Origin of the sequence: Alloactinosynnema sp. L-07 (assembly GCF_900070365.1) — a bacterium.
GTDB lineage: Bacteria > Actinomycetota > Actinomycetes > Mycobacteriales > Pseudonocardiaceae > Actinokineospora.
Genome location: NZ_LN850107.1, coordinates 3,338,207 through 3,351,815 on the forward strand (window position 1 = coordinate 3,338,207; position 13,609 = coordinate 3,351,815).

General features: G+C 73.2%; 1 protein-coding gene. It reads right to left on the reverse strand.

The window, feature by feature from the left end; genetic code table 11:
• Positions 1–29: 29 nt before the first annotated feature.
• A complete protein-coding gene (locus BN1701_RS14760; protein WP_082859857.1) occupies positions 30–13,502 on the reverse strand; it encodes a non-ribosomal peptide synthetase in 13,473 nt (4,490 codons plus the stop codon).
• Positions 13,503–13,609: the final 107 nt, after the last annotated feature.

Consider the following 13,609-nt stretch of genomic DNA (forward strand, 5'->3'; position numbering starts at 1 on the left):
ACCGGACAAGCACCTGGCTTCGCGGGTCGTCATGGCTGTCCTTCGTCGGTCGCGGGGTCGAGGCGGGCGGCGATGGCCTTGCCGATCTCGGCCAGGGGGCGCGGCTGGGTCATCGCGCCATGGGTGCAGTCGATCGGTAGTTCTTCCACGTGCCCGGCCACGTACGGCCGCCACGCCTGCGCGGTCAGACCCGGTGCCCGGCAGGCGGTCGCGGCGAAGAACAGCACGTCGCCGTCGAAGGTCGCCGGGGTGTGCCGGGCACTGGCCTCGACGGTCGCGGCGAACACGCCTGCCACGGCCGCGATGCCGGACTCGCCCAGTTCTGCCAGTGGGCTGTCCGCCGCGCGCAGCTCGGCCAACGCGTCGGCCACCGTCAGCGGGCCCTCGGCCTGGGGGAAGCCGAGTGAGTCGAGCACGCCGCACAGTGCCGCGGACACGTCAACAGGCGGGTCCGGGTAGTCCGTGCCACGCGCGGAGGCCGGGTAGGAGTCCATCAGGCCGAGGAAGGCCACCTCCTCCCCCGCGGACCGCAGCACCGAAGCCATCTCGTGCGCCACCAGGCCACCGAACGACCAGCCAAGCAGGTGGTACGGGCCCGTCGGCCGCACCCGACGGATCGCGGCGACATAGTCCCGAGCCATGTCGGCCACGTCCGCCGTCACCGGCTCGGTCAGACCGCGGGCCTGCAAGCCGTACACCGGTCGGCGCGGGTCGAGGTGGCGCAGCAGGCCCGAGTACACCCAGCTGATGCCCGCGGCCGGGTGCACGCAGAACAGCGGCGGCAGGTCCCCGCCCGCGCGCAGTGGCAGGAGCACGTCGAGTGCGTCCCCGCCGGTCGGGGCGCCCTCGGCGATCCTGGAGGCGAGCCCGGCGACGGTGGGCGTCTCGAACAGCGCCCGCAGGCCCAGCCGCACCCCCAGCACCGCGTGGACCCGGCTGATCACCCTGGTGGTGAGCAGCGAATGCCCGCCGAGGTCGAAGAACCCGTCGTCCAACCCGACCTCCGGCACGCCCAGCACGTCGGCGAACACCTCGCACAGGGCGCGCTCGACCGCCGTGCTCGGCGCGCGGCCGGTCGTGGTCGGCGCGTCCGGCGCCGGGAGGGCCGCGCGGTCGACCTTTCCGTTGGGGGTCAACGGAATCTCGTCCACCTCGACGAACGCCGACGGCACCATGGCCTCGGGCAGTGCGGCGGCGACGTGGGCGGCCAGGCTGTCGACCGGACCGACGACATAGGCGACGATCCGCTGGTCGCCCGGCCGGTCCTCGCGCACGATCACCGTGGCGCGGCGAACGTCCTCGTGCGCGACCAGCCGGGACTCGATCTCGCCGAGTTCGATCCGGAACCCGCGGACCTTCACCTGGTGGTCGACGCGCCCGACGAACACCATTGTCCCGTCCGCGCGCCTGCGGACCAGGTCGCCGGTGCGGTAGAGGCGGGCGCCGGGGACGAACGGGTTGGCCACGAACCGTTCCGCGGTCAGCGCGGGCCGGTTCAGGTAGCCCCGCGCCAGCCCGGCGCCGCCGATGTACAGCTCGCCGACCACCTGGTCGGGCACGGGCATCAACCCCGCGTCGAGCACGTACAGCCGGACATGGTCGAACGGCGTGCCGATGGGGACCGGCCCGGCGGGCAGTGGGTCGCCCGGCTCGACCCGGTACTCCATACAGCTCACCGTGATCTCCGTCGGACCGTAGGAGTTGATCACGGTGACGTCCGAGTGCCGGGCCCGCCACGGCTCGATCTGGGCGCCGTGCAGGGCTTCGCCCGCGACGATGAGCGTGCCGCTGGGGGCGAACTCGTCGGGCAGCGCGGACAGCAGCGGCAGGTGACTCGGCGTGCCTTTGAGCATCGTGACGGGCGCGCGCCGCAGTGATTCGACCGTGCCGCCGGTGTCGTCCAACGCGGCCAGGTGCACGCACCCGCCGGTGATCAGCGGCCCCCACAGCACGGTCACGGTGAGGTCGAACGCCACCGGCGAGTGCACCAGCGCCACCCCCGCCGCGTCCGGGTAGCCGACCCCGGCCCAGCCAAGGTACGCCGCCAGCGCCCGGTGCTCGATGACGACGCCCTTCGGCCGTCCGGTCGACCCGGAGGTGTAGATCACGTACGCCGGATCCGTGCCGCGCCTGCCGGGCACGAGCGGATCCTGTGGCGAGTGCCGCGCGATGTCGTCGGCGTCGGGCACGAACACAGCGAAGCCCGCGAAGTCGGCGGCGAGCGCCGCGGTGGTCACCACCAGCGTGGGCTTGGCGTCGGCCAGCATGTATCCGACGCGCGCCGTCGGGTAGTCCGGGTCGATCGGCAGGTACGCCGCGCCCGACTTGAGCACCGCGAGCAGCGTCACGACCAGGTCGGCCGAGCGAGGCAGCACGACCGCGACGATCCGCTCCGGCCCGGCCCCCAACTCGGCGAGCCTGCCCGCCAGCCGGTTCGCCCGCTCGTTGAGGTCCCGATAGGACAGTTCGACGCCGTCGACGCGGACGGCAGGGCGGTTCGGAGTGCGTGCGGCCTGGCCTGCGACAAGATCGGGCAGTGTGGTCTCCGCCGCGGGCGTACCGGCGCGTTCCACCAGCCGAGCGCGTTCGTGCGGCGTCAGGATGTCCAACGCGCCGACGCGCTCGTCCGGCGCGGCGACGGCGGCGTCGAGCAGGCACACCAATCGGTCGGCCAGCGTCCGCGCGGTGGCGCGGTCGAACAGGTCGACGTCGTAGGTCAGCGACCCGTCGATGCCCAAATCGGGCCGTTCGGCGAGCATGAAGCTCAGGTCGTACTTGGCCGTCTCCACCGGGATCTCCTGCTCGGCCACGTCGAGGCCCGGCAGCTCGACCGCGCCGGACTCGGTGTTCTGCAAGGCGAGCAGCACCTGGAACAGCGGGTGGTGCGACAGCGACCGGGTGGGGCTGACCGCCTCCACGATCCGCTCGAACGGCACGTCCTGGTGGGCGTAGGCGGTCAGGTCGACCTCGCGGACCCGGTCCAGCAACTCCCGGAACGTCGGCTGCCCCCCGGTGTCCACCCGCAGGACCAGGGTGTTGACGAAGAACCCGACGAGATCGTCGAGCGCCGCGTCGGTCCGGCCCGCGATCGGCGACCCGATCGGGATGTCCGTGCCCGCGCCGAGCCGGGTCAGCAGCGCCGCGAGCGCGGCGTGCAGGACCATGAACACGCTGGTCCCAGTGTCCGCGGCCAACCCGAGGATCCGCTCGTGCAGGCCAGGGTCGACAGTGAAGTCGACCGCGTCGCCGCGGTGTCGGGCGAGGGCGGGGCGGGTGTGGTCGGCGGGCAGGTCCAGCCGATCCGGCACACCCGCGAGGGCGGACCGCCAGTGCGCCAGCGACTTGCCCGCAGGGCTGTCGGCGTCCGTCTCGCCGCCGAGCAGTTCCAGCTGCCACAACGTGAAGTCGGCATACTGGACGGGCAGCGGAGTCCACTGTGGCCGGTCTTTTTGGACCCGGGCCGCGTAGGCGGCACCCAAGTCGGCGGTGAACGGCGCCAGGGACCACCCGTCGGTGGCGATGTGGTGCATCACGATGAGCAGGACATGGTCGCGCTCGCCCAACCGGAACAGCTCCGCGCGCAGCGGCGGTTCGACGGCCAGGTCGAATCCGGTCGACGCCGCGGCGGCCACGGTCACGGCCAGATCCGCCTCGGCGAGATCACACACCGGCAGGTCGACCGACGCCGCCGCCAGCACCTCTTGGTACGGCTCGTCGTCGACCACGGGGAAGATCGTCCGCAGCGGCTCGTGCCGCTCGGTCACGTCGGCGATGGCCAGCCGCAGCGCCGCGACGTCGAGGTCGCCGCGCAGCCGCAGCGCCAACGGCACGTTGGACATCGCCGCCGCGGTGTCGAACTGGTTGACGAACCACAGCCTGCGCTGGGCGAACGACAGCGGGACACGGTCTGGTCGGGACATCGGCCGCAGGGCGACGCGGCTCGACGTCGTCGCGTCCGCCAGCCGCAGCGCCAGCGCGGCCGCGGTCGGCGCCTCGAAGACGGCCCGGATGCCCATCTCCACGCCGAGCGCCGACCGGATGCGGCCGACCAGGCGGGTGGCGAGCAGAGAGTGGCCGCCGATGGCGAAGAAGTTGTCGTCCGCCCCCACCTCGGGCAGCCCGGTCAACTCGGCGAAAAGTCCACACAGGACAGACTCGGTCGGGGTGGCGGGCCGACGGCTGGGCGCCTGCCGCCAGTCCGGCGCGGGCAGCGCGGCCCGGTCGAGCTTTCCGTTGCCGGTCAAGGGAAGTTCGGCCAGCTCGACCCACGCCGACGGCACCATGAAGTCGGGCAGCGTCCGAGCGACGCGCTCCCGTATCGCCTCGGTGTCCAATACCGCACCCACCACATCGGCGACCAGCCGCATGTCGCCGGGCCGATCCTCCCCGTCCGACACCGCCTCGGTGTCCAGCGCCGCGCCCACCACATAGGCGACCAGCCGCTTGTCGCCGGGGCGATCCTCCCTGGCCAGCACCGCCGCGGCCGAGACCGCCGGATGCGCGACGACCGCCGCCTCGACCTCCCCCAGCTCGATCCGAAAGCCCCGGATCTTGACCTGGTGGTCGGCGCGGCCGAGGAACTCCAGCATCCCGTCCGGCCGCCACCGGGCGAGGTCACCGGTGCGGTAGAGCCGTTCGCCCGGCGTGCCGAAGGGGTGGGCCACGAACCGGGTCGCGGTCATGCCAGGCTCACCCCGGTAGCCGTCGGCCAGGCCCGCGCCGCCGATGTACAACTCGCCTGCCACACCGGGTGGCACCAGCCGCAGTTCGGCGTCGAGCAGGTACACGCTGGAGTTCGCCACGGGCAGCCCGATCGGCAGCGGCGCGCGCTCGGTGTCCTCGGCGCGGATCCGGTGACTGGTGGCCAGGACCATGCCCTCGACCGGCCCGTAGGCGTTCACCACCGGCAGCTCGGGACGCCTGCGCAGCAGTTCGGCGATGTGGTGGGCCGAGGGCACGTCGCCGCCGGTGATCACCTGGGCGACCGCGTCGAACGCCTCCGGGTGCACGTCGACCATCACCGCGAGCAGCCCGGCGGACAGGAACAGCGTGGTGACACCGTGGCGGGCCACGAGTCGGGCGATCTCGGCGGGCTCCGGGCTCTGACCCGGCTGCAGCACAATGGTTCCGCCGGGCAGCAGGGCGCCGAAGAGTTCGAGGACGGCGCCGTCCCACGACACCGGCGCGGCCTGCACCCAGACCTGGTCGGGCCCGAAGTCGAGATAGCCCTGCCCGAGGAATGTCCTGGTGATCGCGCGGTGCGACGAGACGACACCCTTGGGCCTGCCCGTCGATCCCGAGGTGAACAGCACGCACGCGGTGGACCGCGGCCCACCGGGCACGATCAGGTCCTCGCGGCTCTCGGCCGCGGCGCCGTCGATCTGCTCATCGATGAGCAGGACATGGTCGACGCCGTCGAACATCCCGGCGGACGCGGGCTGGGTGACGACCCAGGTCAACTCCGCCTCGGCGACGATCGCGCGCACCCGGCCCACCGGGTGCTCCGGGTCGATCGGGACATAGCCCGCACCCGCCTTGAGAACCGCGAGCAATGCCACGACCATGTCCGGCCCCCGGTCGACGCACAGGCCGACAAGGTCACCATCGCCCACCCCGGCCGCGCACAGCCACCGGGCGAGCTGGTTGGCCGAGGCGTTCAGCTCCGCGTAGGTGATCTCGGTGTCGCGGAACACCAGCGCGACGGCGTCCGGGGTCTGCCGGGCGTGCCGTTCGATCACTTCGTGCACGCGCAGGTCGGGGATCTCGACGGCGGTGTCGTTGACCCCGGTGACGAGCATGTGCCGCTCGCCCCGGCCGACGACCTCCAGCGCCTGGACGCGCACCGCCGAGTCGGCGGCGACCTGCTCCAGCACCGTGACCAGCCTGTCACCCAATGCCCGTGCGGTGGGGTGGTCGAACAGGTCGGCCGCGTACACGAGCAGGAAGTCCATGCCCGCCGAGCCGCCGTCCTCGGCACGCCGCGCGCTGTAGTGCAGCGTCAGGTCGAACTTGGCGGTCGCCGCCGTGACCGGCCCCGGCTCGACCACGAGGTCCGGCACCTCGAATCCGCCGGGACCCTCGGTGACCGCGGCGAGCATCACCTGGAACAGCGGGTGCCGCGACAGCGACCGCACCGGGTTGACCGCCTCGACGAGCCGCTCGAAGGGCACGTCAGCGTTGGCGTAGGCCTCCAGGTCGGCCCGCCGGACCCGGCCGAGCAGCTCGGCGAAGGTCAGGTCGCCGGACGTGTCGGCGCGCAGGACGAGCGTGTTGACGAAGAAACCGACCAACTCGTCGAGCGCCTCGTCGGACCGGCCGGTGATGGGCGAGCCGATCGGGATGTCGGTGCCCGCGCCGAGCCTGGTCAGCAGCGCGGCCAGGGCGGCGTGCACGACCATGAAGACGCTGCACTGGTTGGCCCTGGCCAGTTCCACGAGCGCGGCGTGCAGCCGGGCGTCGATCCCGAAGGCGACCTCGCCCGCGCGGTTCGACGCGACCGCGGGCCGCGGCCGGTCGAGGGGCAGGTCGATCTGGTCGGGCAGGCCGGTCAGCTCCTGCCGCCAGAACCGCAGCTGCGCGGCGAGTGGACTGTCCGAATCGGACTCTTCGCCGAGGACTTCCCGTTGCCACAAGGAATAGTCGGCGTACTGCACCGGCAGCGAAGCCCACTGCGGCACGCCACCCGCCGCGCGGGCGGTGTACGCCGTGCCGAGGTCGCGCAGCAGCGGAGCCAGCGAGCCCTCGTCACCCGCGACGTGGTGCAGCACCAGCAGAAGAACATGCTCGGTCGGCGCCGTGCGGAACAGCGTCGCCCGCACCGGCAGGTCGACGGTAAGGTCGAACCCGGTGTCAGCGGCGACCTGCACGCGCGCGGCCAGCGCGGACGGCTCGACATCGTGCGGGTCCAGCCGGAACGACGGCGGGTCGAGCACGACTTGGTGCGCGGTGCCGTCCCGCTCGGGCAGCACGGTGCGCAGGACCTCATGCCGGGCGACCACGTCACCCAGCGCGGCGCCCAGCGCGGCCACGTCGAGTGGACCGGACAGCCGCAGCGCGGTGGGCACGTTGTAGAGCGCGCCCGCGTCCTCGAACCGGTTGAGGAACCACAGCCGCTGCTGGGCGAACGACAGCGGCACGGTCTCGGGTCGCGCGACCGGCCGCAGCGGCGCGGCGACCGCGGCCGTCGTGTCGATCGCCTCGGCCAGACCGCCCACGGTCGGCGCGGCGAACAGCGCGCCGATGGTGAGGTCGGTGCCGAACACCGACCGGACCCGGCCGACGACCCTGGTGGCCAGCAGCGAGTGCCCGCCGAGGTCGAAGAAGTTGTCGTCCACGCCGATCGTGGCCACCCCGAGCACCTCGGCGAACAGGTCGCAGAGGATCTCCTCGCGCGGTGTCCTCGGCGGGCGGGACACCGCGGCCGACGCCGCCAGGTCCGGCGCGGGCAGCGCGCGGCGGTCGAGCTTGCCGCTGGCGGTCAGCGGGAACGCGGCCAAGCCGACCACGGCGGCGGGCACCATGTGCTCGGGCAGCCGGGTGCCGAGCAGGGCGCGCAGCGCCACCGGGTCGACGGTCTCTCCCGGCTCGGCCACGACGTAGGCCACCAGGCTCTTGGCCCCACCCCGGCCCGCGATGGCGGCGACCGCGGCCTGCCGGACACCGGGGCAGGCCGCGACGGCGGCCTCGACCTCACCCAGCTCGATTCGGAAGCCGCGGATCTTGACCTGGTGGTCAGCGCGGCCGACGAACTCGATGTTCCCGGTCGCCGTCCAGCGCACCAGGTCACCGGTCCGGTACATCCGCGCACCGTCCAACGCGAAGGGGTTGGCGACGAACCGCTCCGAGGTCAGACCGGGCCGGGCGAGGTATCCCCTGGCCAGCCCCGCGCCCGCGAGATACAGCTCACCGACCACGCCAGGGGCGACCGGCCGCAGCGCCGCGTCGAGCACGTACGCGCTGGTGCCGGGGATCGGCCTGCCGATGGGCGGGGCGTCGGCGCCGCTGAGCGGGTCCGACATGGTGGCGACCACAGTGGACTCGGTGGGCCCGTACACGTGCATCATCCGCCTGCCCGGCGACCAGCGGGCGACGAGTTCGCCGGGGCAGGCCTCACCGCCGACGACGAATCCGCGCAAGGTCGGCAGGTCCCCGTCGGGCAGCGAGGCGAGCATCGGCGCCACGAGGTCGGTGTGGGTGACCTTGTGGTCGTCGACCAGCGCGGCCAGTTCGGCCCCGGCCAGGGTGCTGCCCGGCGGCGGCAGCACCAGGGCCGCGCCGCAGGACAGGGTCATCGCGATGTCGGCCATCGACACGTCGAAGCTGATCGACACCGCGAGCAGGAACCGGCTGGTCTCGTCCAGCCGCATCCGATCGATGTGGACCGCGGCGACGTCGGCGACCCCGTGGTGGGTGACCACGACGCCCTTCGGGGTGCCGGTCGACCCGGAGGTGTAGATGACGTAGGCGGGGTGGCGCACCGACAGCGGGCGCACCCGGTCGGCGTCGGTCGGATCGGTCTCGGGGGCGCCGTCGAGGTCCAGTGTGTCGAGGGTGATCACCGGCGCGGCGCGGCGGTCGTCTTCCTCGATCAGCGCGGTGCCGATCTTGGAGTCGGCCTGTTCGGTGGTTGTGAGCACGACCGCGGGAGTGGCGTCGGCGAGCATGAACTCGATCCGCTCGGCCGGGTAGCCGGGGTCGACCGGCACGTAGGCCGCGCCGGTCTTGAGCACCGCCAGCCAGGCCACGATCAGCTCCGCCGACCGCGGCAGCGCCAGCGCCACCCGCGTCTCCGGACCGACGCCCCGGCCGATCAGGTGGTGGGCCAGCCGGTTGGCCGCGGCGTTGACTTGGGCGTAGCTGAACACGGTGTCGCCGAACACCACCGCGTCGCCGTGCGGGGTGCGCCGGACCTGCGCCTCGACCAAGGCGGGCAGGGTCGCCGGGGTGGCGGCGGTCCCGGTGTCGTTCCACCCGTCCAGGACGAGGGCACGTTCCCCCGCGGTGAGCACGTCGACGCGGCTCAGCGGCACGGTCGGATCGGCGGCGAAGGACTCCAGCAGCCGGACCAGCCGCGCCACGATCGCCTCGGCGTCCACTGTGGAGTAGACGTCGGGCCGGTAGCACAGCCGCAGGCGCAGCCGGGGACCCGGCGTGGCGGCCAAGCCTAGCGGGTAGTGGATGGCGTCGAGTTCCTCGATCCCGGTCACCCGCAGGCCGTCCGCCGACAGGTCGGCGTGGTCGGCGTAGCTGGCGAACACGGTCAGGGTGTCGAACAGCTCGCCGATCCCGGCGGCCCGCTGCGGTTCGGCCAAGCCGACGTAGGCGTGCGGGGTCATCGCCGACAGCTGGTCCTGCAGGTCGGCGAGGACCGCGGCCACCGACCGCGCCGGGTCAAGGCGCACCCGCACTGGCATGGTGCCCACGAACATGCCCAGCATCGAGTCCATACCCACGACCTCGGCCGGGCGCCCGCCAACGGAGGTGCCGAACAGCACGTCGGACCGGCCGGTCAGCGAGCCGACCAGCATCGCCCACGCGCCCTGCACGACGGTGTTCATGGTCAGCTGGCAGCCGCGGGCGGTGGCGACGAGCGCGGCGGTCAGCTCCTCGGGCACCTCCACGACCAGGTCCTGCGAACGCACGCTCCGCGTCCCCTGCGCGGCAGCGGCGACCAAGGTCGGCTCGTCTACCCCGGCCAGCAGGTCGCGCCACGCGCGTTCGGCCGCGGCCCGGTCCTGGCGGTCCAACCAGGCCAGGTAAGCCGGGTACGGGGTCGCGGGCACGATGGCGGCCCCGGTGTAGCGGTCGAGCAGTTCGCGCAGCAGCACCGGCATCGACCAGCCGTCGAGCATCAGGTGGTGGCTGGTGATCACCAGCTGGCGCGCGGCCTCACCCACCCGGACCACGGTGAACCGGACCAGCGGCGGCTCGGCGAGGTCGAACCGCCGCGCGCGGTCAGCCGCGAGCAGCCGCGCCATGCCTGCCGCGGCGTCCCCCGCCGTCAGGTCGACGACCTCGAACGGCGCCGACACCCGGGCGGGGACGACGGCCAGCGGGGCGGACAGCCCCTCGTGCCGGTAGGCGACCCGCAGCTGCGGATGGTCGCGCAGCACCGCGTCCGCCGCGGCCCGCAGCCGGTCGGTGTCCAGCGGCCCGTCCAGTCCGACGACGAGCTGGGTGAGGTAGACGTCGGCGCTGTCCTCATAGAGCGAGTGGAACAGCAGACCGTCCTGCAACGGCGTCACCGGCCACACGTCGGCCAGGTCGGGGTGGGCGGCCTCCAGCCGATCGATGTCGGACTGGGTGACCGACGCGAGCGGGAAGTCCGACGGCGTGTGGCCGCCCGCCGCGGGCTTCCCGGTGTGCGTGGCGATCGCGGTCAGCGCACGGAACCACAGCTCACCCAGTCGCCGCACGTCGCCCTCGGCGAGCAGCTCGCCCGGCCACGCCCAGGTCACGCTCAGCCGGGGCCCGGTCGGCTGGTCCTCGGTGATGGCGTTGATCTCCAGCAGGTGCGCGAACGGGATGCCGGGGTCCTCCCCCTCGCCGAGCGCGGCGGTCTCGGGCGCGGCGGCCCAGTCGGTGCCCTCGGCCGGGACGCCGAAGCGGCCCAGGTAGTTGAACTCGATCTGCGGGGTGCCCAGCGCGGCGAGCGCGGGCGCGGTGTCGTCGTTGAGATGGCGCAGCAACCCGAAGGTCTGGCCGGTCGAGCCCGCGCGGAGCTGTTCTTTCACCCGCTTGACGACGCCCGCGACCGCGGCCCCGCCGGACCACACCGACGCCCAGTCCACGGCGCCGAGGTCGAGCCGCACCGGCCGGATCGAGGTGAACCAGCCGATGGTGCGCGAGAGGTCCATGCCCGCGGCGTCCTCCTCGCGCCTGCCGTGGCCTTCCAGGTCCAGCACGACCTGGGTCGAATCGGAGAGCCCGCGGTCGCGCCGCCACGCGGCGACCGCGAGGCCGAGCGCGGTGACCAGGATGTCCTCGACGCCCGCGTGGAAGGCGGCAGGCGCCGCTGTCAGCAGCGCGGCTGTCTGCTCCTCTGGCAGCGTCATGGTCACCGAGCGCTCGGTGCCGACGACATCGCGCGCGGGGTCGAGCGGCCTGCTCGACAGCAGCGGGTCGGGGGTGGCCAGGATCTGTTGCCAGCGCTCGGTTTCCGCGACGACGGCGGGATCGTGGGCACGTTCGGCCTGATGCTGGGCCCAGCGCCGGAACGACGTGGCGACCAGCTCCGGCGGGGTGCCCAGGTCGGCCCACGCCTCGGCCAGGTCGGGCACCAGGATCCGCCAGGTCACCCCGTCGACCACCAGGTGTTGCAGACAAAGCAGCAGCCGTCCCTGCCGCAGCGGGCCGCGGTCGAACCACACCGCGCGAAGCATGACGCCCCGCTCCGGGTCAAGGTCGGCTACCGCGCGCTCGGACTCTTCGGCGACCACGCGGGCGAGTTCATCGTCGCCCAGCCCGCTCACGTCGACCCGAGTCAGACAATCGGTGACCGCACCGACGTCCTGGACCTCCAGTGTCCACTGTGTACCGTCACGGCCGAGCCGGGAGCGGAGCATGTCGTGCCGATCGATGACCGCGCGAAGCGCGGCGGTCAGCCGCTCCAGGCCGAGGTCGGCGGGCACCTGCACCAGCATCGACTGGTGGAAGGCGTCAATGGGCCCACCCCGGTCCCGAAGCCAGTGCATGATCGGCGTCAGCGGGACCGCCCCGATCCCGGCGCCGGGCGCCTCCACCTCGACCGCCCCGGTGTCCCTGGCCACCGCGGCGAGCCGCTCGATGGTGCGGTGGGTGAACACCTCGTGCGGGGTGAAGTCGATGCCCGCCCGCCGCGCCCGGCTCACCAGTTGGATGGAGACGATGCTGTCGCCGCCGAGGTCGAAGAAACTGTCGTCGATGCCGATGCGCGGCAGGCCGAGCACATCGGCGAACAGACCGCACAGTGCTTCCTCACGCGGCGTGCGCGGGCCACGGTGCGAGGCCACGGCTGCGAAGTCCGGCGCGGGCAACGCCTTGCGGTCCAGCTTTCCGTTGGGGGTCAACGGGAACTCGTCCAGCACCACGACCGCGGCGGGCACCATGTACTCGGGCAGCGTCTCGGCGGCGTGGGCACGCACCTCGGCCGGATCCACCGGGCGCCCGTCCGGCACGACATAGGCGACCAGCCGCTTCTGCGCGGCGTCCTCGTTGACCACCACGGCGGCCGACCGGACCGCCGGGTGCCCGCTGATCGTGGCCTCGATCTCGCCCAGTTCGATGCGGAACCCGCGTACTTTCACCTGATTGTCGGCCCGACCGACGAAGACGAGGTCCCCGCTCGGCAGCCGCTTGACCAGGTCGCCCGTGCGGTACATCCGGGTGCCCGGCGCGTCGAACGGGTTGGCCACGAACCGCTCGGCGGTGAGCGCGGGGCGGTTGAGGTAGCCCCGAGCCAGCCCCGCGCCCGCCAGGTACAGCTCCCCCGGCTCACCGTCGGGCACCGGCCGCAGCGCCGCGTCGAGCACGTGCGCGGCGACGCCCCGGATCGGCCTGCCCATCGGCGGCGCGGCGTCCCCGGTGGCGGGCTCGCTCATCGTGGCGACCACAGTGGACTCGGTCGGCCCGTAGACGTGCACCAGCCGCCTGCCCGGCGCCCACCGCGCGGCCAGTTCGCGCGAGCACGCCTCCCCGCCGACGATGACGCTGGTCATGGTGGGCAGCGGGCGGTCGGGCAGCGACGCCAGCATCGCGGCCACCAGGTCGGTGTGGGTCACCCCGTGCCGCTCGATCACATCGGCGAGCACGTCGCCCGCCATCTGCTCGTCGGGACCGGGCACGACCAGGGTCGCACCGGCGAACAGGGTCATTGCGATGTCAGCCATCGAGACGTCGAAGCTGATCGACACCGCGAGCAGGAACCGGCTCCCCGGCCCGATCAGCAGCCGGTCGATGTGCTCGGCGGCCATGCCGCCGACACCCCGGTGGGTCACCACGACGCCCTTGGGCGTGCCGGTGGACCCCGAGGTGAAGATGACGTACGCGGCGTCGTCCAGCGACAGCGGCCGGGTCCGGTCGGCGTCGGTCGGGCCGATGTCGGCGGTGGCGTCGTCGATGAGCAGTACGTCGGCGTCGAGGGTCGCCGCCACCGCCTCGGTCGTGACGACCACGGCGGGCCGGGCGTCGCCGAGGATGAGGGCGATGCGGTCGGCCGGGTACCCGGGGTCGATGGGCAGGTACGCCGCACCCGACTTGAGCACCCCGAGCCAGGCCACGATCATCTCCGGCGAGCGCGGCACCGCCAGCCCGACCAGGTCACCCGGCCCCACGCCCCCGTCGATCAGCCGCCACGCCAGCCGGTTCGCCCGCGCGTCCAGCTCCGCGTAGGTCAGTTCGGTCCCGCCGTGCACCACCGCGATCGCGCCGGGGTCGGCCGCGCACGCCGCCTCGAACAGCTCAGGCATGGGCGCGGTGTCCCCGCCGGGGAACCGCGGCCGGTACGACGCTGGGGATTGCGACATGTGCTGGCCTCCGCGAGTCTGGTCCGCCCGCCCGATCGACGCGGGTCACCGGTATCCACTCTGGCCGCGCGCCCCGGCCACCACCCGAGCCAAAGCGTCCGCGAATG

Coding starts and splice junctions, on each gene's coding strand:
- BN1701_RS14760 (WP_082859857.1), bottom strand. CDS start 13,502: ATGTCGCAATCCCCAGCGTCGTACCGGCCGCGGTTCCCCGGCGGGGAC.